The following is a 24660-nucleotide window of genomic DNA, read 5'->3' on the forward strand; positions in this document are numbered from 1 at the left end:
GCGCTTTCCCGGGAAAACCGCTCACACTTTTCCTGGAATTGCTCAGTCCCTAAGGATCATGCGGTCACCGCGCACGTCGAAGCCCGACAGCGAGCCGATGAAGTTCATGCCGAGCAGGCTTTGGCTTAGCATGCCGGGGGCTGCGACCATCACCGACATGTCCTTGCGCACGATGCCGCCGATCGCCACCGCGTCGGTTTTGACCGCCGCGGCGCGCGCCATGCCGTTGGCGGTCGAAACCGGTATTGTGTAGTTGAGCGCGGCCGGGTTGAAGCCGGCGGCCTGCGCATCTTCCGACGTCAGAACCGTGCTGGTCGCGCCGGTATCGACTACGGCGCGCACCGGGTTGCCGTTGACTAGGATGCGCGCTTCGAAATGGCCATTGTCGGCCTTGTCGAGCGTCACCGTGGCGTGACCGTCTTCGACGCCAAGCGCCAGCGGGCTGCCGGGAACGAGGCCTGCGGTCACCCGGCTGGCGACGTCCTGCAGTTCGTAGCGATACTGGTAGCCGGCGATCAGCGCCAGCACGATTGCGGCCCAGGCGCCGAGGTTGCGGGCCATGGCGCCCAACGGGCGGCCCGAGCGCAGCAGGCCGGCGCCGATGAGAGCGCCGAAGGCGCCAAGCCAGATCAGCCGGCCAAAATCGTAATTCTCGACACCCAGCGTGCGGCCGGCGGAATCGTTGAGCATGAGCAGGACTGCTCCCACGCCGATCACCGCCATCAAAATCCAAAACAGCCGACTGCTCATACGTGCCTCGCTAGAGCAAATTCCAGGAAAAGTGCGAAACGTTCTTCGTCCGGAATTGCGTTAAAACAATGAGTTAGAGCGATCCGCCGTTTCCGTGAAAGGGTGAACCCTAAAGTGCGTCGCGTTCGCGCGCCATCCGGGTGCGGCGTGTTTCCCGCCGCGGCCGGCGCTCGACCGTTTCCAGCCGGGCCGGCAATTCGGCCATCACATTGCGGCGCGTCTCCGGCGTCATCCCCATCCAGGCACCGATTTCCTCGCGCGTGCGACCGCAACCGAAGCAGAAGCCGGTTTTCATGTCGATCGAACAGACTAGGATGCAGGGGGATTCGATAACCGTCATGACTTTCTCTCGAGGGATCCGTGCGGAATCCGCTCATTCACCTCCACATGGTGCACCGGCAAAGCCAATGCAAGCCCTCGCGATCGCGCCTTTCCAGGCCATCTTTGCGGCAATCAAGGCGGATGTTTGGGAGAGGTTGTGCCGATCACGCAACGCGGCTATGCCGCTCACCAACTCCAGGAATGATTGCTCACGACATGACCAGCGCTCTGCCTTTCGACGATTTTCGCAATCTGCTCGACAATCTGCCGGCAGCCGACCTCAAAGCCGAAGCGCGCGTGCACACGCTGTTTGCCGAGGCCGATAAGCCGGCGCATTCGCTTGGCCGCATCGAGGACATCGCGGCGTGGCTTGCCGCATGGAGCGGCCGGGCTCCGCCCGCCGTGACAAGACCGCTGATGGCGGTCTTTGCCGGCAACCACGGTGTTGTCAGGCACGGCATTTCGCCGCGAACGGTGGCGGCAACCGCCAACGCGGTCGAGCTTTGTGCGGCCGGCGGTGCGGCGATCAACCAGATCTGCATCGCCAATGATCTCGGGTTGAAAGTCTTCGATCTTGCCCTGCACATCCCAACGGGCGACATCACCGATGACGCCGCGCTCGACGAACGCGGTTGCGCGGCCACCATGGCCTTCGGCATGGAAGCGATTGCCGGCGGTACCGATTTGATTTGCCTCGGCGATCTCGGCGTCGGCAATTCCACCGTCGCCGCCGCGCTGCTCGCCGCGCTGTTCGGGGGCAGGGGTGCCGACTGGGTCGGCCCGGGATCCGGCGCCGATGCGGCGATGCAGGCGCGCAAGGCGGAGGTGGTCGATGCGGTGCTGGCCTTTCACCACGGCCATCTCGAAGACCCGCTGGAGGTGCTGCGCCGCGTCGGCGGCCGCGAGTTCGCGGCGATAGCCGGCGCCATTCTCGCCGCGCGGATGCAGAAGATTCCCGTGCTGATTGACGGCTTCGCGGCAACGGCAGCCGCGGCGGTGCTTCATGTCGCGAACCCCGCAGCGCTCGACCATTGTCTTCTCGCCAGCCTGTCGCCTGAGCCCGCGCACGCCAGGGCCGCCGAGTTGCTTGGCTTGCGCCCTTTGCTCGACCTGGGCATAAGCCATGGCGAAGGGGCAGGGGCAGCCCTTGGCGCAGGCCTGGTCAAGGCGGCGGCGCTGACCAGCTCGGGCATGGCGGCGGCTGTTCGGGGATAGCCACGAGGCACAACTAGGCGCGGTGTAGTCTGCTAGCGCCGGCGCGCCGCGACCGCGGCGGTCGGCAGTGCCGGCAGCTCTTCCATCACGCGGCTCAGCGGGAAGATGGCGATCGCCTCGGTGCCTTCGCGCAGCTTGGAATGAAGCTCGAACTCGCCGCCATGCATGGCGAGCAGGCCTTGCACGATCGGCAGGCCAAGCCCGGTGCCCTGTTCGGCACTCTTGATGGCGATCGAGCCCTGGCCGAAGGCTGAGAGCACGATCGGAATCTCGTCCTCGGGAATGCCGGGGCCATTGTCCTTGATCGAAATGTATTGTCCGCCGCCCGCCGTCCAGCCGACACGGACGCGGATCTCGCCGCCGGTGGCGGTGAATTTTATGGCATTGGACAGAAGGTTGAGGGTGATCTGGCGCACGGCGCGCTCGTCGGCGAAGAGCCGCGGCAATGTCTGTTCGAAATCCTGGATGACGCGGATATCCTTGTTGCGCGCCCTCAACTCCATCATATGGCAGCAATCCTCGACGATGTTGAGCAACATCACCGGCTCCTCGTTGAGCTGGTAGCGCCCGGCCTCGATGCGCGACAGGTCGAGGATCTCGTTGATCAGGTCGAGCAGATGCTGGCCGGAATCATGCACGTCATGGGCGTAGTCGCGATAGGTGGGATTGCTCATCGGCCCCAGCACCTCGTTCGCCATCACCTCGGAAAAGCCGAGAATGGCGTTGAGCGGAGTGCGCAGTTCATGGCTCATCGAAGCCAGGAACCGCGACTTTGCCAGATTGGCGTCCTCGGCCCGCCGCCGCGCCTCGTCCGACATGGATTTCGCCGTCTCCACTTCGGCGATCAACGCATCCTTTTCGGAGCGGAACGACAACAGCATCAGGGAGGAGCGGTTGAGGTGACGGGCGATATGTTCGAAGAAGGGCAGCGACACGACGAGCAACCCGGCCATGATCGCTTCGACCGGCATCCACAGCTTTACCCCGGCAAAGGCATAGAGCGTCACCGGAACGGCAAAGGTTGCCAACAGCGCGCCGCCTAGAGACGAGGCCATGACCGCAGTCGCCGCCATGGCGAGCAGCAGCACCACCGCCTTGACCAACTGGAACTGGTCGACCTGACAGACGGCGCAGCCAAGCCAGACGAACCAGCCCCAGCCGAGGCCGCAAAGGAAATGGCCGACCAGGAATTCCCGCCTTGCTTTCAAGGGGTTGAGCTCGGAAGCTTCCGTGCGCTCGATGCGCCGCGCCATGAAGACGACGATCGTATAGGAGATGAGTGTGAACAGCGCCCAAAGCCCGATCTCGTTGCCGACGCCGGCGAGCCGGCCGACTGCAGCGATCGCCAGGACGAGCAACGGGATGACGACCGCGCCGCTTGTCATGGCGCGCGCGTGGAGTTTCAGCAGTTCGCGGTCGAAATCGGGATTGCCGGCCTGCTGCGAAAGACGGTCGCGCGTCTTGCGCACCGCGCGCGCCACATCGGTGTTGCGATGGGGTTTCCTGCGGTCCACAATGAACTTGTCCGCTGTGTTCGAGCGTTGCAAGGGCATCAAAAGCTTCAATTTATGCGCGCAGCGATTTCAAGGTGTTAAGCTACGTTCGAATGATTAACCAACCGTTTGCCATATGAGCCGTTCATGGTCGCCGAGATCGCGCCGACGGTACGCATCGGTGCCCAGGAGCCCGTGGCGGCGGCTTCTGGATTATGGGCTTACGACAGTCATTCTGGGACTGCTGATCCTGCTGGCGGCGCGCCTCGATCGGGTGGAAACGCGCCAGACGCAAGGTGCCGCCATCATCAATGACGGCGATTCCATCACACTTGGCGCCGAGCGCATCCGCATGCGCGGCATCGACGCCCCGGAATACACCCAGACCTGCCGCAGGAACGGTGCGGATTATGCCTGTGGCACGCTGGCGCGCCAGGCGCTGGTGCGTCTGATTGCTGGCAGGCCGGTCACCTGCAGCGGCTGGCAGCGGGATCGCTATGGCCGGCTGCTTGGCGACTGCAAGGCCGGCGGCACGGATCTCAACCGCGCCCAGGTCGAGGCGGGTTGGGCCGTTGCCTTCGGCGACTACGAAAGTGATGAAGCGACTGCCCGCGCGGCAAAGGTCGGTATCTGGGCAGGCACGTTCGACCGGCCGCAGGACTGGCGCGACAGTCATCATGGCGAGGTCGTGGAGCGAAAGCACGGCACGCTGGCGTCGATCGGCGATGCCGTACGCGAGATCTTTCGCTTCTGGTGAAGTGCCTTGGCTGGGAAGGAAAAGGGAGGATCGAATGAAGCTCTATGACGGCGGCCGGGCGCCCAATCCACGGCGGGTTCGCGTTTTCCTTGCCGAGAAGGGCATCGCGGTTCCGCTGGTGTCTGTCGACATGGGCGCGCTGGAGCACAAGAGCCAAACGGTGAGCTCGCGCAATCCTTTGCAACGCCTGCCGGTGCTGGAGCTTGACGACGGCACCATCATCACCGAATCCGTCGCCATCTGCCGCTATTTCGAGGAGTTGCACCCCGAGCCCGCCCTGTTCGGGCGTGGCGCGCTCGGCAAGGCCCAGGTCGAGATGTGGCAGAGGCGGATGGAGTTCAACCTGCTCAGTTGCGTCGCTCAGGCTTTTCGCCACATCCATCCAGCCATGAAGGAATGGGAAATTCCGCAGATCCCCGAATGGGGCGAGGCCAACAAGCCGAAGGCGGTCGCATTCCTGAAAATCCTCGACGACGAGCTGGCGAGCCGCGAATTCGTCGCCGGCGACAGCTATTCGATTGCCGATATCACCGGACTGATCGCGGTCGACTTCATGAAGCCGGCGCGCATCAAGGTGCCGGACGAATGTACCCATGTGTTGCGCTGGCATCAGGCGGTCTCCAGCCGGCCGAGTGCCGCCGCTTGAGTGCGGAACTGGACAGTTTTGCAGCAGAGGTCCGGGCCTGCCGCATCTGCATCGAAAACCCTATCGGCAAGCCGCTGCCGCATGAGCCGCGGCCGGTGTTGCGGCCCTCGTCCAGCGCCCGCATCCTGATCGCCAGCCAGGCGCCAGGAACCAAGGTGCACCTGTCGGGTATGCCGTTCACCGATGCTTCGGGTGACCGCTTGCGCAGCTGGCTGGGTGTGACCAGCGACGAATTCTACGACATCGAGAAATTCGCCATCGTGCCGATGGGCTTCTGCTTTCCCGGCCAGGATGCCAAGGGCGGCGACCTGCCGCCCAGGCGCGAATGCGCGCCGGCCTGGCGCGCGCCGTTGATGGCGCTGATGCCGCGAATAGATCTGGTGCTGACGATAGGCATCTATGCGCAGTCCTGGCATATGGGCGCCGCGCGCCGACCCTCGCTGACGGAAACGGTGATGGACTGGCGCGCCATCTGGGAGAGTTCCATCGGTGCGAAAGTGCTGCCGCTGCCCCATCCGTCCTGGCGCAATAGCGGCTGGCTGAAGCAGAATCCATGGTTTGAAATGGATTTGCTGCCTTTCCTGCGCTCGGAAATCCGCTATCGCCTCGGCTAGGCATTCAGCAAGAAATCACTCGCTTTAGTGGCGATTGGCAGAATTTCTTTCTTGTGAAAGCCTCGAATAAGAGGGAATATAGACAAACTATTCCCCCAGGAGCCTCTAATGGACCGCCTTGACCGAAAAATTCTACGCCTCCTGCAGGAGGACGCGACGCTCGCGGTGGCCGATGTCGCCAAGAAAGTCGGCCTGTCGACGACGCCCTGCTGGCGCCGCATCCAGAAGCTCGAGGAGGAGGGCGTCATCAAGCGGCGCGTCGCCATTCTCGACCATGAGAAGGTCAATGTGCGGGTCACCGTCTTCGTCTCGATCCGCACCAACTCGCACAGCCATGAATGGCTGCGGCGGTTTTCCGAGGTCATCCAGGAGTTTCCCGAGGTGGTCGAGTTCTACCGCATGAGCGGCGACGTCGACTACCTGCTGCGCGTCGTCGTTCCCGACATCGCCGCCTACGATGCCTTCTACAAGCGGCTGATCGCCAAGATCGAGATCCGAGACGTGTCGTCGTCCTTCGCCATGGAGCAGATCAAGTACACGACCGAAATCCCGCTCGACTACATGGTGCTGGACAAGGAATCGGGTGCCAACGCGGCCTGAGCACCATCAACTCTTCTTTTTGTTGAGGAAACTCCAGGGCGAGTTCACCGGCAGCGTAACGGTGTCCGGTACGGTGTCGACACCGACTACATTCGCCTTGCGCACGCTATAGCCGGACTGGATGACGCTGACGCCGTCGAGAATGAACAGCTGGCTCTTTTCCATGTCCGGCTTCAAGGCGCCGGTGACGGCGACCGACTGGTAGGCTTGCGACATCTTGTAGGGATGGGCTGGCGTGACCAGCACGATCTGGTTGGGCGGCGGCGTCGGCATGTGGCTGCACGCGCCGGTCCATGGCACCAGCAGGAACTGATAGACTAGGTCGCCGTCGCGATCGACCGGCAATGCATAGCCGGCTAATTGTACGGTCTTGTCCTGCAAATCGACAGACAGCGTCTCGCCATGATCGGGCAATTTTGCCGCAATCATCGGCAGGCCGGCGTCTTCAGCGACCGCCTGGGTCGCCGGGCGCAAATCCTTCCAGAAAATGTGTATGGTCTCGGCCGAGGTGTTGGCGGCGGAGAGAGACAGTGCGGCCGCGAGCGCCAAGCTTGATGAGAAATTATTCATGGCTGCTTCCTTTGCGGGAGTAAAGACGCCGAGGCCAATGACGTCAATGCTCGAGCCGCATCACATGTCGGCGAGAACCGGCCATTCAGAAGCCTTTGGTGGCGAGGCGTCCGAGTGTCTTGGCATCCGACAGTTCCCTCACGGCGTCCTTGCCGATCCAGCGTCCTGTCTTGCCCAGGGAGCCAGCGAGTTTCTGGGCAAGGGCTAGGGCAGGGGCGTGTAGGCTCATCGAGCGCTTGCCGATCTGCCGCAGCGCCCAGTTGACCGCTTTCCTGACGAAGTTGCGCTCATCGCCGGCATGGGCTTCGATCAAAGGCAAATAGGACAAGAACGTTGCATCCGGTTCCTTTTTCAAATGCACGGCTGCCCATGCCAACATGGCAAAGGCCGTGCGGCGAACGAACTCACGCTCGTCGGCCGCGAACTCCTCGATTAACGTGCGCCAAAACGGCGTATCGACGAACAGATCAGAGACGGTGTCGACGACTTCCCAGGAATCGAAATCGCCGGCCCAGCGGCGGCATTCTTCGATGCTGATCTTCTTCGGTTCGCCGGTGAAAGCCGCCATCAGCCGCGCTTCGCGAATGCCGCTGGCCCACAGCGCCAGGGACCGCTCGTGGTTGCGCTTCACCTTGCGCGCCAATGGTCGCAAATCCGTATTGCCGACGCCGAGCGCGGTCGCGGTGTTGATGCCGAACCGCGCCATCCCGGCGCGGTTTTCCGCGGTGCCGACCGAGCGCAGATGCGCGACGATGTCCTGCGCGGTCCAATCCGGAGCGGGCAGCGGCATGGTCGCCTACTTCTCAAGCCGCGCCAGCAGCGAGGACGTGTCCCAGCGCTTGCCGCCCATTGCCTGCACATCCTTGTAGAACTGGTCGACAAGTGCTGTCACCGGCAGCCTGGCGCCGTTGCGGTCGGCCTCCGCCAGGCAGATGCCGAGGTCCTTGCGCATCCAGTCGACGGCGAAGCCGAAATCATACTTGCCGGCATTCATCGTCTTGTGCCGGTTCTCCATCTGCCAGGACCCGGCGGCACCCTTGGAAATCACCTCGATCACCTTCTCGATGTCGAGCCCGGCCTGCTTGCCGAAATGGATGCCTTCCGACAGTCCCTGCACCAGTCCAGCGATGCAGATCTGGTTGATCATCTTGGTCAGCTGGCCAGCACCCGCCGATCCCATCAGCCCGACCATGCGGGCATAAGCGTCGATGACCGGCCTCGCCTTGTCGAACGCAGCCTGGTCGCCGCCGACCATGACGGTCAGCACGCCGTTCTCGGCGCCGGCCTGGCCACCGGAGACCGGCGCATCAAGAAAGGAGAATCCGCCGGCTTGCGCGGCGGCGGCCAGTTCACGCGCGACTTCCGCCGAGGCCGTGGTGTTGTCGATGAAGACCGAGCCTTTCTTCATCGATTTGAAGGCGCCTTCCGGACCGGTCGTCACCGAGCGCAGATCATCGTCATTGCCGACGCAGGAAAAGACAAAATCCTTGCCTTCAGCGGCTTGCGCCGGCGTCACGGCAAAGCTGCCGCCATGCTGGCCGACCCATTGCTCGGCCTTGGCCTTGGTGCGGTTGTAGACGGTGACCTCGTGGCCGCCCTTGTTCGCGAGATGTGCGGCCATGGGGTAGCCCATAACGCCAAGACCGAGAAATGCCACAGATGCCATAAGCTTGCCCTTCAGACGGAAACGAAATTGCTGCGCAAGCTCTAGGCCCTGCGCTCATTTCGTCAAGACGCGCGTGGTCCGATCGACTGGTACAGCCGAGAACGGGTCAGCGTTTCAGGTGGATGGTGATCCGGCGCTCGATCCATTCGATGGCATGGCGCAACAGCTCGACCATCACAAGGTACACCAGGGCGACCCAGATATAGGCCTGGATGTCGAAGGAGTTGGCGAAGGCGAGTTTTGCATTGCCCATCAGGTCGTAGACGGTGATGATGGCGACGATCGCCGAAGCCTTGACCATCAGGATCAGCTCATTGCCGTAGGGCCGCAAGGCGACGATCAGGGCTTGCGGCAGGATGATCTTGCGCAGCGTCTGCAGCTTGTGCAGGCCGAGCGAGGCAGCGCCTTCCCATTGGCCCTTGTGCACGCTTTCGATGGCGCCGCGCAGGATCTCGGCCTGGTAGGCGGCGGTGTTGAGCGCAAAGGCGAAGACGCCGCAGTTGAAGGCGTCTTTGAAAAAATCCCAAAGCCCGATCATCTGGAGCTGCGGTCGGAACGACCCCAAGCCGTAATAGACCAGAAACGTCTGAACCAGCAGCGGCGTGCCCCGGAAGAAATAGACGTAACAATAGGCAAGGCCGGACAGGATCCGGTTCCTGGACATACGCCCGTAAGCGACGGGCAAGGACATAACGGCGCCAAGCACCATCGAAATGGCGACCAGCGACAGGGTGACGCCAAGTCCTCGCAGATAGGCCGGCGCATATTTGGCGAAGAAGGGTGCGTTCCAGGCAAAGAAGAGGTAGGCGACGATACCGAGGCCGAAGGCGATCCAAAAGCAGACCAGCGCGTAGCCGACGACGCGCCTTCGCGGCCAGCCGCGGGCCCGCGGTGGTGGCCGTTCGACCATGGTGGCTGTCGCGCTCATCGTTGTGCCTCCCGTTTGCCGAGCGAGCGCAAAATGGCGCTGGTGGCGAAGGATGACACGATGGCCAGAGCGAGAAAGACCAGAGCCGCCACGCCGTAAAACAGGAAGGAATGCTTGGTCACGCGAGCGGCCACGCCGGCGTTGCGCAGCGTCTCTGCGAGACCGACGACCGACACCAGCGAGGTGTCCTTCAACAGGCTGAGCCAGCAATTCTCGAGACCGGGAAACGCAATGCGCAGCAGCTGCGGCAGGATCACCAGGCGCATTGTCTGCGCGTAGGAAAGACCGATGGCATAACCGCCCTCATACTGGCCTTTCGGGATGGCACGGAAGGCCGAGAGGAAAACCTCGCTGGCATAGGACGAAAAGATCAGCGCGAGCACGATCATCCCGGCGACGAAGCTGTTGACGTCGATGGTGGCGTCGGGGCGGAAATATCGGATGAGGTGCTGCAGCAGGATCGGCATGCCGAAGAAGAACAGGAAGAGCGTCACCAGTTCCGGCAAGCCACGAAAGACCGTGGTGTAGATATTGGCGGCGAGGCGCAGCGAGGGCTCTTCGGATTGCTTGCCGAGCGCAATGAAAAAGCCAATCGTCAGACCGATGGGAAGCGTCGCCAGCGCAAGCAGAACCGTTACAATGACGCCATAGGCAATATCGTCACTCCAGCCATCAGGTCCCCAACTGAGAAGTGTCCATATGCTTTGGGCTGGCATTGACGAATCTTATCTCCACGGCATTTCCGAGACAATTAGAAAGACGGCGGGGATTGCCCCGCCGTCTTGATCTTATCTATCAGGACTCGGCGCCGAAGACGTCGAACTTGAAGTACTTGTCGTTGATTTCCTTGTATTTTCCATTGGCGCGGATGGCGTCGATGGCCTGATTGAGCTTGTTGACCAGGTCGGTCTCGCCCTTGCGAACGGCAATGCCGGCGCCCGGCCCGAAGATCTCGACCGGTTGCGGCGACGGCTGGCCGAGAATCTTGCAGCAGGCGCCATCAGGCGAATCCAGCCACTGCTGCAGCACGACGATATCGTCCTCGATGGCGTCGAGACGGCCATTGGCAAGATCTGCCTGCTCCTCGGGGCTGCTCGGATAGCCCTTCACGGTGCTGTCGGTGTAGGTCTTCGAGGCATAGTTGAAATGGGTGGTCGTGGTGGCGACACCGATGGTCTTGCCGGCGAGATCTTCCTTGGTCACGCCCTTCAGCGTCGAGTCTTTCGGCACGGCGAGAGCCGACGGCGTGTTGTAGTATTTGTTGGAGAAGTCGACCTTCTCCTTGCGCTCCGGCGTGATCGACATCGAAGCGACGATGGCGTCGAACTTGCCGGCCTGAAGTGCCGGGATGATGCCGTCCCAATCCTGGGCGACGAAGGTGCACTTGACCTTCATCTGATCGCAAAGCGCCTGGGCGATGTCGATGTCGAAGCCGACGAGCTTGCCGTCGGAGGTCAGGTTGTTGAAAGGGGGATAGGCGCCTTCGGTGCCGATCCGCAGGGTCTTCTCCTGGGCCTGGGCTACGCCGAGCGTCAGCAGCGCAGCCGATGTGGCGAGCGCGATACGCAGTGCAATACGCATGATAGTCCTCTCTTTATGGTCCCGGCCGTCGTTCCGAAACGGCTCTGTGGGGCGGTGCTTTTGACCGCCCGCTGAAGCGATACTCCCACTCTTTCCAAGAAAAAAGCAACTGCAAAACCGCCGAAATCGGTAATGGGGTTCTGCCGTTGCGTTACTTCTCAAGCAACGAGGCCGGTGGTGCGCTCGATGAAGTCGACTATCGATTTTATGTCGTCGAGGTCGAATACCGGCAGGCTCTCGTCCGTGACTGCGAAATCCGCAGCGATGGCGACAATATTGGCATCGCCCGCTGAAAGCGGCGTCCGGTCCTTCGCCTCCAGCCGCCGCGTTTCGATCTTGCGGTGGGATTCGCGCTTGTAGCCTTCGACCAGCACGATATCGCATGGGGCGAGTCGCGAGAGGATGCCCTCCAATGGCGGCTCTTCCTCGCCACGCAACTCGTGCATCAGCGCCCAGCGATTGCCGGATACGATCGCAACCTCGGTGGCGCCGGCCTGCCGATGGCGGAAGCTGTCGGCACCGGGCTTGTCGATGTCGAAATCATGATGGGCATGCTTGACCGTCGAGACCTTCCAGCCGCGCCGCACAAGCTCGGCGACCAGCTTTTCGGTCAGGGTGGTCTTGCCGGAGTTTTTCCAGCCGGTGATGCCGAAGACGCGTCTGCTCATGATGTCATGCTCTGCAACAGGCGCAGGGCCTCGGCAAGATCGTCCGGCACATTGATGTTGAAGAAAGGATCGAGCCCCGCGGGTTGCAGGACCGGGAATTCCACCTCGAGATGCTTATGGCGCTCGATGAAGGCCGACACCCGCCTGTTATCCTCTTCGACCAGGAAATGCCGCAAGGCGTCGCGACAATCGGTTGGCCACAGCGCAAAAGTCGGGTGGAGCCTGCCGGCCGAAGAGGCGACGGCGATCGAACCGGGATGTTCGCCGGCAGCGGCTGCCAGGCGGTCGACGAGATCAAGCGGTAGGAAAGGCGTGTCGCCGGCAGCGGTGACGACCGCCTTGCAAGGCGTGCCGGTAGCGGCCCATTCGAGGCCGGTCAGAATTCCGGCAAGCGGCCCGGCAAAGCCTTCGACGGTGTCGGCAAGCACAGGCAGTCCGAAACGGGCAAAGCGTGCCGGATCGCCATTGGCGCTCAGCGCCAGGGTTTCAATCTGTGGTGCAAAGCGCGACAGGACCTGGTCAAGCACGCTGCCGCCGCCAAGCGGCAACAGGCTCTTGTCGCCGCCTCCCATCCGCCTTGACTGGCCGCCGGCCAGGACGATCCCTGCAATATCTCGTCTCATGCATCGAGCCTGTACGCCAGCCGCCGGAAATCACAAGGCCCGGCTAAATTCCATCCGGCGCCATGGCCGGCCCGGTGGTTTCCGCGACGATCCTTCGCCGGCCGACCACCCTCTCGCGATACAGCGCATAGAGGCCCGAGCAGACGACGATTGTTGCGCCGACAATCATCGGCATGTCCGGTATGTCGCCAAAGACGATCAAGCCAAGCAGAATGGACCAGAGGAGCGCGGTGTAGCGGAACGGCGCGATGAAGGAGATCTCGCCCGAGCGCATCGCCATGATGATGAACTGATAGCCGATGAGCACGAGCACCGCCGCTAGCGCCAGCAGGGCGGTGCTCTTGCCGGTCATCGGCGTCCAGCCACCCATCGGCGACAACAGCACCGCGCCGACGACGGTCATTGCCAGTGCGGTTGCGGTCGAGACCAGCATCGTCGGTATGCTCTGGGGGATGCGCTTGGTGGCGAGATCGCGCACGGTGCAGCAGGCAACGCTGGCCAACGCCCAAAGGGAATATAGGCTGAAGCCGTCGAAGCCCGGCCGGACGATGATCATCACCCCGGCAAAACCGATGGCGATCGCCAGCCAGCGCCGCCAGCCGACCGCTTCGCCGAAAAACAGCGCGGCACCCATGGTCACCGCCAGCGGCAGCGCCTGAAGAACGGCTGACACACTGCCGATCGGCAAATGGGCAAGCGCCACGAGGAAGGACACGGTACCGCCTGCTTCGCCCAGGACGCGGATTGCCACCAGCGGCTGCAGCATCAGGCGCGGCCGCAAGAGCGCGCCACGTTGCCAGGCCAGCAGGCCGACGAAGAGCGAGGCGAATGCCCCTCTGATGAGCATGACCTGCGCCATGTTCATGGACTGCGAAGAGTATTTGGTGATGGCATCGTTGAGCGTGAAGCCGACCATCGCCACCATCATGAACAACGCGCCGCGAAGATTTGGAGAAAGGGGCAAGACATCTACCGGTTGCTTGGGCAAGCAAGCCTGTAACAGCCCGCCACGAAACAGCAATGGCAAAGGGCTGGGCCAGGACCGGGCATTGGTCATCGCCGGCGTGAGATCACGTCATGGATTAGGCACGACTCCGGCCGGGAGGCGGCTCCGCCTCCCGGAGGCTGTGCAACCTCGGCAACGTCTATTTCTTCGGCGTCAGTATCTCGGTGCCGTTGCCTTCCTTGCCGGCGATGGTCCACAGACCATGCAGCGAGCCGTCATCCTCAACCTTGTAGACGACGAGGCCGATATCCTTGCCCATGACATAGCCGGCGGAGAACGCGTCGTCGTTGCGCATGCAGATGCCGTCGGACGAAGAACCGCCGGTCTCCCAGTGGATCGCGCAGGTCGTGCCGCTGGTCAGCGTGATGGTGGCTTCGCCATCATATTTCGATCCGTCGAAATTGGTGCCGGCGACGGTATAGGTGCCGCCGATCGACTGAGCTGCCACGGGCAGGGCCGTGAAGCCAAGCAATGCAAGAGATAGAATGAGTTTGCGCATGACGTGTTCCCCCTGTGAGCGACGATTCCGCTGCAGGGAAAGCTAGGCCGGAACATGCTGGTGGTAAATCGGGCAACCGTTTGCGGATCAGACTTTTTCTGGGATGTGACCGAAAATGCTCATGGCCCTTTGAGGCTGCCGGTGATCGGCGCGACCAGAGGGTCGTATTTCGATTTCAGAGCAGGCGGGTAATCGATCCAGACGGTGCGGATAACGCCATCCCCGCCGAACAGACGCCGCTCGTAGAAAATCTTTCCATCCTTCATCCCCGACAGCACCGCCCAGTTCTTGCCGACCTTGCTGTAGGTGACGGTGTAGCCGGGTTCCTTGCTTGCCTTTTCATCGGCGACAAAACCTTTCGGCGTGTCGTTGTCGACGTTGAGGATGCCGGAGCAGGTCAGGCTGGCGCCATCCGCGCTCAGCCACACCTGTCCGTCGCCATTGTCAGGTTCGGGCTGACGATCGGTGAATATCTCATCGGGAAAGATGCAGACGGTGCCGAAGCGCTCGTTTACATAGGTGGACGGCGCGGCGAGCGCGCTGGTTGCCGCAATGATAACGACAGTCGCCAGGAACGAAGAACGTCGCCGCATGCTCGCCTCGAAGCCAATAGAGCCAGAAGCGATGTTGCATGAATTTTCGAAAAAATCAGCCGCCAGTGACGCTCATATGCCGGGACACCGATGGGCGGCTGGTGCGGCGGTCGATGATGAAGTCATGGCCTTTCGGCTTGCGACCGATGGCTTCGTCGATCGCGTCGGCGACCAGTTCATTGCCTTCGGATGCGCGCAAGGGCGCGCGCAGATCGGCCGCATCTTCCTGGCCGAGGCACATATAGAGCGTGCCGGTGCAGGTCAGCCGGACGCGGTTGCAGCTCTCGCAGAAATTGTGCGTCATCGGCGTGATGAAGCCGAGCTTGCCGCCGGTCTCGGCGACGTGCACATAGCGGGCCGGGCCGCCGGTCTTGAAGGGAATGTCGGTCAGCGTGAACTGGCGCTCCAGCGAAGCGCGCAGCAGCGACAGCGGCAGATACTGGTCGGTGCGGTCGGCGTCGATGTCGCCCATCGGCATGGTTTCGATGACGGTGAGATCCATGCCGCGGCCATGCGCCCAGCGCATCATGTCGGGCAGTTCGGTGTGGTTGAAATCCTTCAACGCCACCGCGTTGAGCTTGACCTTCAGCCCGGCTGCCTGCGCGGCATCGATGCCTTGCATGACCTTGTCGAGATGGCCCCAGCGGGTGATCTTGTGGAACTTGTCGGCATCGAGCGTGTCGAGCGAGACGTTGATGCGCTTGACGCCGCAATCGGCGAGCTCGGCGGCGAAGCGCGACAGCTGCGAACCGTTGGTGGTCAGCGTCAGTTCTTCCAGCGCACCGCTCTCGAGATGCCGCGACAGCTGGCGCACCAGGTGCATGATGTTCTTGCGCACCAGCGGCTCACCGCCGGTGAGGCGCAACCTTCTGACGCCCTTTTCAATGAAGACGGTGCAGAGCCGGTCCAGCTCTTCCAGCGACAACAGATCCTTCTTCGGAAGGAACGTCATGTCCTCGGCCATGCAATAGGTGCAGCGGAAATCGCAGCGGTCGGTGACCGACACTCTGAGATAGCTGATCGTGCGACCGAAGGGGTCGATCATGTTCATGTTCATGTTCGAGCGTTTCCGTGACCGTTACCGGCGTCGTTATATACAGCTATGTGATACGAAGCAGCCCACCATTCAAGATACCGCTTCTCGATCGTTGGTAACATCCCCGGGCCGACATCGAATGTCGGCCGGTTTCAAACGGCCTTTTCCCCTTTCGCGAAGCGGCGTAGGGAAGGGCAATCGATACGGGATCAAACAGCATGACCGCACCAAAAGAACTCAGGGTCTCCAAGGACCGCAAACTGCTGTCGGTCACCTTTCCCAATCACCAGCCATTCGAATTGCCGGCGGAGCTGTTGCGCGTTGCCTCGCCATCGGCCGAGGTGCAGGGCCATTCGCCCGAGCAGCGGGTAACGGTTCCCGGCAAGCGCAATGTGGCGATCCTGAAGATCGAGCCGGTCGGCAACTATGCGGTGCGCATCACCTTTGATGATTTCCATGACACCGGCATCTTCACCTGGAATTACCTGCACACGCTCGGCCATGAGAAGGATGAACGCTGGAATGCCTATCTCGCGGAGCTTGCGGAAAAAGGCTTGAGCCGGGACCGCTAAACTCATCCCGCCGTTGTCGTCAAAACGTCATCGATGTGGAGTAGCGCCGGCAAAGGTTCGGAGACGAAAAGATGTCGCGCATCACCACGGTCGAACAGCTCGAAGCGCTCTATGGCGTTCCGGGCGAAGCTTCGCTAGTCAAGGAACTCGACCACGTCATTCCCGAATATGCCGCCTTTATCGAGGCCTCGCCCTTTGTCGCGCTTGCCACCAGCGGCCCGGAAGGGCTCGACTGTTCGCCGCGCGGCGATCTCGCCGGCTTCGTGCGTATCGTTGATCCCAGGACACTGATGATGCCGGACCGGCGCGGCAACAATCGCGCCGATTCGCTGCGCAACATCATCAGGGATCCGCGCGTCGGCCTCTTGTTCCTGGTACCGGGCTCCGGCACGACGCTGCGCATCAACGGCCGAGCCCATATCACCACCGATGCCGAACTTTGCGCGTCCTTCATGGTCGACGGCAAGGCGGCGCGTTCGGTGACCGTCATCGATGTCGATTCGGTCTATTTCCAGTGCGCCCGCGCCATCGTGCGGTCGGAACTTTGGAATCCGGCCAGACATGTCGACCCGAAATCGCTGCCGACTCCCGGAAAAATCCTGGAAATCACCAGCCGCAAGAACATCGACGGCGAGGTCTACGACAAGGAATGGCCGGAACGGGCGAAGAAGACGATGTGGTGAGTGACCGGGCCGTCAGGCTTCCTTCAGCACCTCATAGATTTTGCGCATCTGTTCGCCGATCATGTCGCATTGTTCAGGTGTCGACTGGCTCATCGCCTTCTCGATCAGCGCCATATGCACTTTCAGCGCCTGCATCAGCAGCGCCTCGCCGGCTTCGGTCAGAGCGAGCCGCAGGATGCGCTTGTCCTTCTCATCGCCTTCGCGGCGCAGCAGGCCACGCGTCTCCAGCTGCGGCAACAGCATGGTGATGTTGGAGCGGCCGACGAGCAGCTTGCGGGCAAGGTCGTGCTGCGACATGCCGGGATGGCGGTAGAGGTTCATCAGCACGTCGAGCTGCGCCGGCTTCAGGTCGAGCGGCGCGAGTTTAACCGCCAGCGTGCGCTCCAGCACATGGCAGGCGCGCGCCACCGCGACCCAGTTGCGAAAACGCGGGTTGTCCCAGGGTAGCTCTTGTTTATTGTTCATCTTTGAACTATTATGTTCATGCTTGAACGTATGGATGGATTCTCACTATGGCATCAATCGGGCTGAAGGTCATCCGGAGCGTATTTGGTGCGGCCGAACATATTGCGCCACGCATCACCGGGCGCGCGGCTTTCGAACTGTTCTGCCGTACGCCGAACGCCAAAGCGCTGACCGACGGTGAGCGCCGCGCCATCGGCCGTGCCGCGGAGTTCATGACCGAGGCGCGCCATCATCGGCTGAAGACGGCGACCGGCTGCGTCATGGTGCACGAATTCCGGCCAGAGCCGGGCAGGGCGCTTGGCACTGTGCTTGTCGTCCATGGCTGGCGTTCGCGTACTGAATATATGCGCGCCTTGATCGAGGGCTATCGGGCGGCCGGCTACAGGGTCGTTTCCCTTGACCTGCCGGGCCATGGCCATTCGCAGGGGCGGCACCTGAACATGGTCAATGCTGTCGAGGCCGTAAGGGTCGCCGGCGAATGGTTCGGTCCGTTTGTCGCGGCCGTGGGTCATTCCTTCGGCGGCGCCGTCGCCGCCAATGCCATTGCCGGTTCGGTCAAGAACATTCCGCCGCTGGCCGCCGGGCGTCTTGTGCTGATCGCGGCACCCAGCTCCTTGCCGGCGATTTTCGCCGACTTCAGCCGCATGCTCAATGTCGGTCCGCGCTCGCAGGTCGCGATGGCGGACCGTGTCGAGCATCTGTCCGGCCGGCCGCTGCATGAATTCACCGGCGACCGCCAGCTCGCCCAGGCACCTGTGCCGACGCTCGTGATCCACGCGCCGGACGATCGCGAAGTGCCGGCTGAACACGCGAAACGCTACGCTGGGGCCGGCGGCCATGTGCGGCTGCACTGGGCCGATGGGCTTGGTCACCGCCGCATTCTGGCGGACAAGGGCGTGGTCGAACGCGCCGTTGTCTTCGTCGCGGAGCACCATGAGCCGTCGCTGCTGCATTGAGACGCAGGCCCGTTCCATGCATGCCGTTGTCTCAAAGCCGGGACCGCTTTTGAGCGACATAAATTGGGCTATTTCTTTTTCTCGCCGGGCTCGACGGGCAGTCCGGCCGCCTTCCAGGCAGTGTAGCCGCCAAGGACGTGCTTGACCGGTGCAAGTCCCATATCCTGCGCCGTCTTGGTGGCGAGCGCCGAGCGCCAGCCGCCGGCGCAGAAGAAAACGAAGCTCTTGCCCGAGGCGAAGAACGGCTTGTGATAGGGGCTTTCGGGATCGATCCAGAACTCCAGCATGCCGCGTGTGACATGTTTGGCACCGGGTATTTTCCCATCGCGCTCGACCTCGCGCGGGTCGCGCAGGTCGACGAAGATTGTACCTTCGTCATCGAGCAATCCTGACGCTTCCTCTGGCGAAACCACTTCGATCTCGGCGTTGGCCTCGTCCAGCAGTTCGCGATAACCTTTTTTCACCGTTTTTCCCCTCCACCCGCGCATTGGCTGGCTGTCTGAATTCCCACCACAATGGCCAGCGTTTGTCACGCTTTGTCGGTGCCCGCCAGCGTCTGCCAGGCAGCCATCGCGCCAGTGACCGTCGCCATCAGCGCGGCGCACGAAGCGCCGTCGCGCGCCTGGATCGACATGCCGTGCTGCACCGTGGCGTAGAAGGTGGCGGCGGCGCCGCAGTCGAATTTCGCCGGCAATTCACACTCGGCCACGCCGCGCTCGAGGCGCTTGCGCAGGGCGGTAAGGTTTTCAGCGCGACGCCGGCGCAAATCCGCGCAGATGGCACCGCTGCTTGAATCCTCGTGCAGTGCACCCAGTGCAATCAGGCAGCCCTGCGGGCGATCGGTCTGCGAATAAGCCTTGGCTGTCTGCCGCAGGAAATTCTCGATCGCCTGGCATGCCGTCGATGCCTCGTCCAACGCGGCCCAGATCTCTGTTCCTTCGGCTTGCGTGTAATATTCGGTCGCTTCGAGGAACAGCGCTTCCTTGCTGCCGAAGGCGGCATAAAGGCTGGGCGAATTGATACCCATCGCCGCGGTCAGTTCGGCAATCGAAGTGCCCTCATAGCCTTTGGCCCAAAACAGCTCCATCGCGCGCCGCAGGGCTGCGGTTCGATCGAAGCTACGGGGACGGCCTCTTTCCGACATGACACTCCTTCTGTGTTGATCGATACATAAATGAGTTGACGCCACCGGACAAGCCTGACAGGTATTATGTATTGATCACTACATAAATGGAGAAACCAATGTCTTCCAGCAATTTGAACGGCAAGGCAGCGCTCGTCACCGGCGGCAGTCGCGGCATCGGGGCCGCGATTGCCCGGCGCCTGGCGGCTGACGGCGCCGATGTTGCGCTGACCTATGTGAACGGCGAAGAACAGGCCCGCTCGGTCGTCGCCGAGATCGAGGCCAAGGGCGGCCGTGCCATCGCGATCAAGGCCGATAATCGCGATGCCGAGGCGATCGAAAAGGCCGTCGATGAGGCCGTGGCCGAATTCGGACGGCTCGACATCCTGGTCAACAGTGCCGGCATCTGGCGCGCGGCCCCCATCGATACGCTGTCGCTTGCCGATTTCGACGAGACCATGTCGGTCAATCTGAGGGCTCCGTTCATCGCCTCGAAGTCGGCAGCGGCGCATATGGGCGAGGGCGGCAGGATCATCTCGATCGGCAGCAATCTCGCCGAACGCGTCACCGACACCAGCCTCGGCGCCTACTCCGCCAGCAAGGCGGCGCTGGTCGGTTTGACCAAGGCTCTGGCGCGCGATCTCGGCGCACGCGGCATCACCGCCAATGTCGTCCATCCCGGCTCGACCGATACCGACATGAACCCGGCTGATGGGCCGCATGCCGAACACCAGCGCCAGAAGATGGCAACGCCGCGATTCGGCAAGGCCGACGACATCGCCGGCATGGTTGCCTGGCTCGCCGGTCCGGAAGGGCGTTTCGTGACTGGCGCCGCACTGACCATCGATGGCGGCGCCAACGCCTGATTTTTCAGGAGTTCTTCGGGCTGGAGCGAGACCCCCGCGCTCCAGCCGTCACGATGTTGTGAAACCGTTCTGCAACAGGCTTTCTGAAATTTATGAAAGCTTAACGAAATCGGTATGAATCGGTATAGTCACGCCTTACATCCGCCATGCGGTGAGCGAGACGGTCTAGCGTGCGGAACGGGAACCGGTTGCGACCGGAGCGGGTGATCCATGAAATTTCTCGGTAAAAATGCAACCGCAATGCCGCTGATGGCGATCGCGGCAACGCTCGCCCTGGGCGCGCCCCAGGCAGGTGCGCAAGGGCTCTTCGACATGCTGTTTGGCGGCGGCATCAAGCACCAGCCGCAGGGCGAGTTTCCGCCTCCACCACCAAAGCACAGACCCAAAGCCCCGGCCGGCGGCGGCGGTGGCGGCGTAAAGATCAGCAGCCCGTCCTACTACACCTACAAGGCCGACAAGCTGGTGCGCGTCGACTTCTCGACGCTGTCCGCGGCACCGCAGCCGGCGACGGCGCAGGACGCCGCGTTTGTTCCGTCGGCCACAGGGGCTGCTTTCCATGACGCCATTGCCGGTCTCAGCGACTATGAACTCTATGCCGAGCCCGACATCGCCAAGGCGCTGATCGCCTACTACTCGGCCAATCCGGACTTCATCTGGGTGAACGGCACCAGCCCCAACAGCCGCGCCCAGGACGCGGTGCGCGTGCTTGGCGAGGCAGCGAGCTACGGCCTGACGCCCGCCGACTATACGGTCGAAGTGCCTGCCACCAGCGCGTCGTCGGCCGATGCCAATGCGCAACTGAAAGAGTTCGTCCGCTTCGAGATGGCGCTGTCGGCCCGGGTGCTGCGCTATGCCCGTGATGCCCAGAACGGCCGCGTCGATCCCAACCGGATGACCGGTTACTATGATTTCCCTGCAAAGCCGATCGACCTGGTGGGCGTGCTGAAGACATTGGCGCATACGCAGGAAGTGCGCACCTATCTCGAATCGCGCCATCCGCAGAATGCTGAATATCAGGCGCTGCGCGTCGAGCTGGAATCGCTGCAGGCGAGCGCCGAAAACGAGATCGTCGTCGATCCCAAGCTGCTGCTGAAGCCGGGCGAAACCAGCCCAGAACTGCCGAAGCTGCTGACGTTGATCGCACGCAGCCTCGATGACGAGATGGGCGGCACCTATGGTGAGGTTCTGTCGCGACTGGGTACCAGCGAGGTCTACGTCCCCGAACTGGTTCCGCTGATCAAGGCCGTGCAGGTGAAGGAAGGCATGAAGGGCGACGGTGTCATCGGTCCGCGCACCGTCGCCTTGTTGGCCGGTACGTCGAAGGCCGACAGGCTGCTCAAGGTGCAGGTGGCGCTGGAGGAACTGCGCTGGCTGCCTTCCGATCTCGGCAGCCCGCGTGTCTTCATCAACCAGCCTGCGTTCACCGCCAGCTACATCGACAATGGCGAGGAGAAGCTGAAGACACGCGCCGTCGTCGGCCGGGTCACCAACCAGACGGCATTCTTCTACGACCAGATCAAGCAGGTCGACTTCCATCCCTATTGGGGCGTGCCGCAGTCGATCATCGTCAACGAGATGCTGCCCCGGTTGCGCAACGACCCCGGCTATCTCGACCGCGCCGGCTACGAGGTGACGGATTCTCGCGGCAAGCGCATTCCGTCGTCGGCGGTCGATTGGGGCGCCTACGGTGCCAACATTCCCTACAGCGTGCGCCAGCAGCCGAGCGAGGCCAATGCGCTGGGCGAGTTGAAGATCCTGTTCCCCAACAAGCACGCGATCTACATGCACGACACGCCGCAGAAATCGTTCTTCAAGCAGGATATGCGCGCGCTCAGCCATGGCTGCGTTCGCCTGCAGGATCCGCGCGGCATGGCGGCGGCGGTGCTTGGCACCTCGGTCGACTATGTCGCCGAGAAGCTGAAGCACGGACATTCGACCGAGGATGTGACGCGCAAGATCCCGGTCTATGTCGCCTATTTCACCGCATGGCCCGACATGTCCGGCAAGGTCGAGTATTTCAACGACGTCTACGACCGCGACTCGCGGTTGAAGCAGGCCCTGGACGCCACCGAGGCGGTTCGCTCGCCGTCTAGCTAATCGTCAGAGTTGCGACAGCGGGCGGCGGAAACCCGCCTCCCGCCCGGCGATCAGCCAGTAGATCAAGCCGGCGACGAGGCCGGCGGCAGCGATGATACCGATGTCGGCCCATCGCTCAGGATCCATGTCTTCCGGCGAACTCGGCCACATCAGGGCAAAGCCGCCCACCGCGGAAGCAGCGCCGAAAAACATGTGCAGCAGGACATTGCGCAGCGAAAAGGATTCGGCAATCAGCGCGAAGATCAGTGTCTGCAGTCCGGTCACCACAATCGTCAGAAAATAGATGAACATGCCGAGCGGTGGCACCACCAGGACCGCGATCGGTGAGAGGCTCATGACACCGAAATACTCCGGCGCGTTCGGCAGGGAACTGAGCACGGCGTAGATCGCCACCACGGCGACCAGGCCGACCAGCAAGGCGACGAGATAGCCGGCTAACATCATCAATATGCGCTTCATCACGTGCTTTGCCGTCGCCATGCCTATCCCCATGCGGCGCAGTCAACTGTTCCAATCAGCCATTAAAGACGATCCGGCGCAAGGGGAGGCGCAAACGGCGCTCCCTGGCCGCTTTCACCGAACACGAGCCAGAACCAGTCAGGCGCCGCCGCACAGATGCTCGGAGTCGGGCAAGGCCCAGCTGCCCTTGGCGACGAGGTCGAGGGAGTAATAGACCCGGCCACGATCGTCGTCTTTGGGGCAATCCCGGGGAATGGCGATCAGGCACATCTCGACGGGTTCGCCGACCTTCGAGGCGGCCAGGCCAGGCTCGCGATCATAGGAGACGGACCCGCCGCCATTGGTGAAGGTGGCGGCGCTGCCGCCCTCGGGCGGGGCCGTTTCCAGCGGATCGTCGCCAAGCCGCGTGGTCAGCGTCTTGATATGCGTGGTCGCGCATTGCCCGACGGCCGAGGGCAGGGGCTGATCCTTGTTGCCGGGGTTGAGCGCAGCGGCATCCAGCGCCTTCTTGCCGATCAGCGCGATGTTGTAATCCTGCACCCATGACGGCGCATTGCCATAGGTCTGCAAGGCGTTGTTCAGTGCGCTGACGATGCAGGCGGTATCGCTCTTGCAGGCATTGCGGTCGGCAATCAGCCCGCGGGCAATCTTGCGCTTGTCGCCGCCGAAGGCCGGCTCGAAATCCTTGTAGGCCTTGGCGACCAGCAGATCGATGGCCGACAACTGCGGATCGGCACAGATGGCTTTCTCCGCCGGCAGGCTTGCCTTGGCGCAGTCGAAGGATGGCTCCTCGGCCCGCGCCGGAGCGGCCCCAAGGACGCTGCCGGCCAGAATGATGGCAAGCACCAGCATGACATCGGTTCGAACGGAAAATCGCATGACTGCCCCCAAGCCCACAGGATTGCCCAAGACGCTGCCCCGCGCCATGCATGGATATCATACTCGAACAATGGACATTTTGCGGCGTCCGGCTGGCGATCGAGGGCGTCCGGAGAAATGTATGCCGAGGGTTCCTATTTTGGCTCGGCCGTCACCGGATCATAGGTGATTTCGACCTTTGCCTTGTCCGATGTGTAGTAGGTGACGGTGTAGGCGTCCTTGTCCCAGTCGACCTCCTTCACATAGCGAAAGCCGTCGCGCTGTTCGACCTTGGCAAGGATTTCCGACAGCTTCTTGGCATTGGGCGGCGGCAGCGGCGCTTCATCCGCGGCAAAGGCCGGCCCGGCGGCGAGAAGAACGGCGACGCTGGTCGCCAGCAGCAATCTGGACATGGCTTTCCCTCAATTTTCCTGGGACAGAAACTCACTGGCGCGGTGGTTGGTTCCGTAGCCGTGATGACGTGCGGCCGCGCGCCAAGAAAAACCTGTCCGCCAAAAAACCACGATGCGCGCTTCACTATCCGTGGCCATATTGCTGGCGATTCACTTGGGGGATTCCATATGCGCACGCGTCACGTCGTCATGCTTGCACTGTCAATGCTTTCCATCCCGGCCGTTTCCATGCCCGTGCAGAAAGCCTGGGCGCTGGAACCTGAAAAATACACGGTCTATTGCGCCAACGACCACATCGAGGTGTCGTTCTGGGATCTCGACCAGATGAAGGTCCGAAACGGCTCCGACGTCTGCCAATTCCAGAGCTACACGAGCTACTCGAGCGCGCTGAATTTCGCCCAGAAGAATTTTGGTGGGGAAGGGGCGAGCTGTAGCTGTTAGCTGGACCGGCTTGGGGTGCGATTTCAGGAAGGTAGATGGTGGGCGATGCAGGGATTGAACCTGCGACCCCACCCGTGTGAAGGGTGTGCTCTCCCGCTGAGCTAATCGCCCGCTCGTTGCCCGAAGGCCAAGCGAGCCGCGATATAAGGGAGGCCGGCCGG

The 24660-nt window shown here is 62.3% G+C and carries 32 protein-coding genes and 1 tRNA gene; 11 read left to right on the plus strand and 22 right to left on the minus strand.

The window, feature by feature from the left end:
- Positions 1–42 precede the first annotated feature (42 nt).
- Together AC56QX_RS23265 and AC56QX_RS23270 are read right to left on the minus strand one after the other, a co-directional pair.
- Positions 43–750: a TIGR02281 family clan AA aspartic protease gene (locus AC56QX_RS23265; protein ID WP_497110858.1), complete on the minus strand. Its 708-nt coding sequence runs from the start codon at positions 748–750 to the stop codon at positions 43–45.
- Between the two features lie 109 nt (positions 751–859).
- On the minus strand, positions 860–1090 hold the full coding sequence (locus AC56QX_RS23270; protein ID WP_258583734.1) for a DUF1289 domain-containing protein: 231 nt from the start codon (positions 1088–1090) through the stop codon (positions 860–862).
- Positions 1091–1287: 197 nt separating this feature from the next.
- On the opposite strand from AC56QX_RS23270, the gene AC56QX_RS23275 reads away from it, so the two are divergent.
- Positions 1288–2286: a nicotinate-nucleotide--dimethylbenzimidazole phosphoribosyltransferase gene (locus AC56QX_RS23275; protein WP_497110859.1), complete on the plus strand. Its 999-nt coding sequence runs from the start codon at positions 1288–1290 to the stop codon at positions 2284–2286.
- Between the two features lie 32 nt (positions 2287–2318).
- On the opposite strand, the gene AC56QX_RS23280 is transcribed toward AC56QX_RS23275, so the two are convergent.
- The gene (locus AC56QX_RS23280; RefSeq protein ID WP_497110861.1) at positions 2319–3839 is read right to left on the minus strand and encodes a sensor histidine kinase; all 1521 of its coding nucleotides are present in this window, start codon (positions 3837–3839) and stop codon (positions 2319–2321) included.
- 76 nt (positions 3840–3915) lie between these two features.
- Here AC56QX_RS23280 and AC56QX_RS23285 point away from each other — a divergent pair, with 76 nt between their 5' ends.
- The 4 genes from AC56QX_RS23285 to AC56QX_RS23300 all read left to right on the plus strand — a co-directional run bounded on the left by AC56QX_RS23285 (position 3916) and on the right by AC56QX_RS23300 (position 6396).
- Positions 3916–4536 carry a thermonuclease family protein gene (locus tag AC56QX_RS23285; RefSeq protein WP_497110863.1) on the plus strand — a complete coding sequence of 207 codons (621 nt, stop codon included), beginning with the start codon at positions 3916–3918 and terminating at the stop codon, positions 4534–4536.
- A 34-nt stretch (positions 4537–4570) separates the two neighbouring features.
- On the plus strand, positions 4571–5182 hold the full coding sequence (locus tag AC56QX_RS23290) for a glutathione S-transferase (RefSeq protein WP_497110864.1): 612 nt from the start codon (positions 4571–4573) through the stop codon (positions 5180–5182).
- On the plus strand, positions 5122–5796 hold the full coding sequence (locus tag AC56QX_RS23295) for a uracil-DNA glycosylase family protein (protein WP_497110866.1): 675 nt from the start codon (positions 5122–5124) through the stop codon (positions 5794–5796). The genes AC56QX_RS23290 and AC56QX_RS23295 overlap by 61 nt, the downstream gene beginning before the upstream one ends.
- Before the next feature lie 108 nt (positions 5797–5904).
- Entirely contained in the window at positions 5905–6396 is a 492-nt protein-coding gene (locus tag AC56QX_RS23300) for an Lrp/AsnC family transcriptional regulator (RefSeq protein ID WP_006205209.1), read from the plus strand.
- Positions 6397–6402: 6 nt separating this feature from the next.
- Here the strand turns inward: AC56QX_RS23300 and AC56QX_RS23305 are convergent, their stop codons facing one another.
- The 12 genes from AC56QX_RS23305 to moaA form a co-directional block, all read right to left on the minus strand.
- Complete coding sequence (locus tag AC56QX_RS23305; protein ID WP_497110867.1) at positions 6403–6966, minus strand: DUF3299 domain-containing protein; 564 nt, start codon at positions 6964–6966, stop codon at positions 6403–6405.
- An 85-nt stretch (positions 6967–7051) separates the two neighbouring features.
- Positions 7052–7756, minus strand: a complete 705-nt coding sequence (locus AC56QX_RS23310; RefSeq protein WP_497110868.1) for a DNA alkylation repair protein — start codon at positions 7754–7756, stop codon at positions 7052–7054.
- Between the two features lie 6 nt (positions 7757–7762).
- Positions 7763–8632: an NAD(P)-dependent oxidoreductase gene (locus AC56QX_RS23315; protein WP_497110870.1), complete on the minus strand. Its 870-nt coding sequence runs from the start codon at positions 8630–8632 to the stop codon at positions 7763–7765.
- A gap of 106 nt (positions 8633–8738) precedes the next feature.
- Entirely contained in the window at positions 8739–9560 is an 822-nt protein-coding gene (locus AC56QX_RS23320; RefSeq protein WP_497110872.1) for an ABC transporter permease, read from the minus strand.
- Positions 9557–10276, minus strand: a complete 720-nt coding sequence (locus tag AC56QX_RS23325) for an ABC transporter permease (protein ID WP_096446000.1) — start codon at positions 10274–10276, stop codon at positions 9557–9559. Before AC56QX_RS23325 ends, AC56QX_RS23320 begins: the two co-directional genes overlap by 4 nt.
- A 79-nt stretch (positions 10277–10355) precedes the next feature.
- Positions 10356–11141 (minus strand): ABC transporter substrate-binding protein, encoded by a 786-nt coding sequence (locus tag AC56QX_RS23330; RefSeq protein ID WP_497110874.1) that lies wholly within the window; start codon positions 11139–11141, stop codon positions 10356–10358.
- A gap of 158 nt (positions 11142–11299) precedes the next feature.
- A complete protein-coding gene (gene mobB / locus AC56QX_RS23335; RefSeq protein WP_497110876.1) occupies positions 11300–11809 on the minus strand; it encodes a molybdopterin-guanine dinucleotide biosynthesis protein B in 510 nt (169 codons plus the stop codon).
- Entirely contained in the window at positions 11806–12432 is a 627-nt protein-coding gene (gene mobA / locus AC56QX_RS23340) for a molybdenum cofactor guanylyltransferase MobA (RefSeq protein ID WP_497110877.1), read from the minus strand. The genes mobB and mobA overlap by 4 nt, the downstream gene beginning before the upstream one ends.
- A 43-nt stretch (positions 12433–12475) precedes the next feature.
- Complete coding sequence (locus AC56QX_RS23345; RefSeq protein ID WP_497110878.1) at positions 12476–13396, minus strand: DMT family transporter; 921 nt, start codon at positions 13394–13396, stop codon at positions 12476–12478.
- A gap of 181 nt (positions 13397–13577) precedes the next feature.
- The gene (locus AC56QX_RS23350) at positions 13578–13937 is read right to left on the minus strand and encodes a hypothetical protein (RefSeq protein WP_497110880.1); all 360 of its coding nucleotides are present in this window, start codon (positions 13935–13937) and stop codon (positions 13578–13580) included.
- Positions 13938–14056: 119 nt separating this feature from the next.
- Positions 14057–14530 carry a hypothetical protein gene (locus AC56QX_RS23355; RefSeq protein ID WP_497110882.1) on the minus strand — a complete coding sequence of 158 codons (474 nt, stop codon included), beginning with the start codon at positions 14528–14530 and terminating at the stop codon, positions 14057–14059.
- Positions 14531–14585: 55 nt separating this feature from the next.
- Positions 14586–15581: a GTP 3',8-cyclase MoaA gene (gene moaA, locus AC56QX_RS23360; RefSeq protein ID WP_497117850.1), complete on the minus strand. Its 996-nt coding sequence runs from the start codon at positions 15579–15581 to the stop codon at positions 14586–14588.
- A gap of 203 nt (positions 15582–15784) precedes the next feature.
- Between moaA and AC56QX_RS23365 the strand changes: the two genes are divergently transcribed.
- Both AC56QX_RS23365 and AC56QX_RS23370 read left to right on the plus strand, forming a co-directional pair.
- Complete coding sequence (locus tag AC56QX_RS23365; protein ID WP_095200208.1) at positions 15785–16138, plus strand: gamma-butyrobetaine hydroxylase family protein; 354 nt, start codon at positions 15785–15787, stop codon at positions 16136–16138.
- Positions 16139–16209: 71 nt separating this feature from the next.
- Positions 16210–16821: a pyridoxamine 5'-phosphate oxidase family protein gene (locus AC56QX_RS23370; RefSeq protein ID WP_497110883.1), complete on the plus strand. Its 612-nt coding sequence runs from the start codon at positions 16210–16212 to the stop codon at positions 16819–16821.
- A gap of 12 nt (positions 16822–16833) precedes the next feature.
- Here the strand turns inward: AC56QX_RS23370 and AC56QX_RS23375 are convergent, their stop codons facing one another.
- Entirely contained in the window at positions 16834–17286 is a 453-nt protein-coding gene (locus AC56QX_RS23375) for a MarR family winged helix-turn-helix transcriptional regulator (protein WP_019858112.1), read from the minus strand.
- A gap of 47 nt (positions 17287–17333) precedes the next feature.
- Between AC56QX_RS23375 and AC56QX_RS23380 the strand changes: the two genes are divergently transcribed.
- Positions 17334–18242 (plus strand): alpha/beta hydrolase, encoded by a 909-nt coding sequence (locus AC56QX_RS23380; RefSeq protein ID WP_497110884.1) that lies wholly within the window; start codon positions 17334–17336, stop codon positions 18240–18242.
- Positions 18243–18310: 68 nt separating this feature from the next.
- Here the strand turns inward: AC56QX_RS23380 and AC56QX_RS23385 are convergent, their stop codons facing one another.
- Entirely contained in the window at positions 18311–18706 is a 396-nt protein-coding gene (locus AC56QX_RS23385) for a rhodanese-like domain-containing protein (protein ID WP_497110885.1), read from the minus strand.
- Between the two features lie 65 nt (positions 18707–18771).
- A complete protein-coding gene (locus tag AC56QX_RS23390; RefSeq protein WP_497117852.1) occupies positions 18772–19386 on the minus strand; it encodes a TetR/AcrR family transcriptional regulator in 615 nt (204 codons plus the stop codon).
- 98 nt (positions 19387–19484) lie between these two features.
- On the opposite strand from AC56QX_RS23390, the gene AC56QX_RS23395 reads away from it, so the two are divergent.
- Positions 19485–20231: a 3-oxoacyl-ACP reductase family protein gene (locus AC56QX_RS23395; RefSeq protein WP_497110886.1), complete on the plus strand. Its 747-nt coding sequence runs from the start codon at positions 19485–19487 to the stop codon at positions 20229–20231.
- A 210-nt stretch (positions 20232–20441) separates the two neighbouring features.
- Positions 20442–22328 (plus strand): L,D-transpeptidase family protein, encoded by a 1887-nt coding sequence (locus AC56QX_RS23400; protein ID WP_497110887.1) that lies wholly within the window; start codon positions 20442–20444, stop codon positions 22326–22328.
- Positions 22329–22331: 3 nt separating this feature from the next.
- Here AC56QX_RS23400 and AC56QX_RS23405 read toward each other — a convergent pair whose 3' ends face one another.
- From AC56QX_RS23405 to AC56QX_RS23415, 3 genes are all read right to left on the minus strand, one after another.
- The gene (locus tag AC56QX_RS23405; protein ID WP_497110888.1) at positions 22332–22808 is read right to left on the minus strand and encodes a hypothetical protein; all 477 of its coding nucleotides are present in this window, start codon (positions 22806–22808) and stop codon (positions 22332–22334) included.
- Positions 22809–22925: 117 nt separating this feature from the next.
- Positions 22926–23666: a lysozyme inhibitor LprI family protein gene (locus AC56QX_RS23410; RefSeq protein WP_497110889.1), complete on the minus strand. Its 741-nt coding sequence runs from the start codon at positions 23664–23666 to the stop codon at positions 22926–22928.
- Between the two features lie 134 nt (positions 23667–23800).
- Complete coding sequence (locus AC56QX_RS23415) at positions 23801–24058, minus strand: PepSY domain-containing protein (RefSeq protein ID WP_497110890.1); 258 nt, start codon at positions 24056–24058, stop codon at positions 23801–23803.
- Positions 24059–24226: 168 nt separating this feature from the next.
- Between AC56QX_RS23415 and AC56QX_RS23420 the strand changes: the two genes are divergently transcribed.
- Positions 24227–24499 (plus strand): hypothetical protein, encoded by a 273-nt coding sequence (locus tag AC56QX_RS23420; protein ID WP_497110891.1) that lies wholly within the window; start codon positions 24227–24229, stop codon positions 24497–24499.
- A 36-nt stretch (positions 24500–24535) separates the two neighbouring features.
- Here the strand turns inward: AC56QX_RS23420 and AC56QX_RS23425 are convergent.
- Positions 24536–24610: transfer RNA gene (locus AC56QX_RS23425), tRNA-Val, on the minus strand.
- Positions 24611–24660 lie beyond the last annotated feature (50 nt).

This window comes from Mesorhizobium sp. RCAM 06353 (assembly GCF_059683585.1).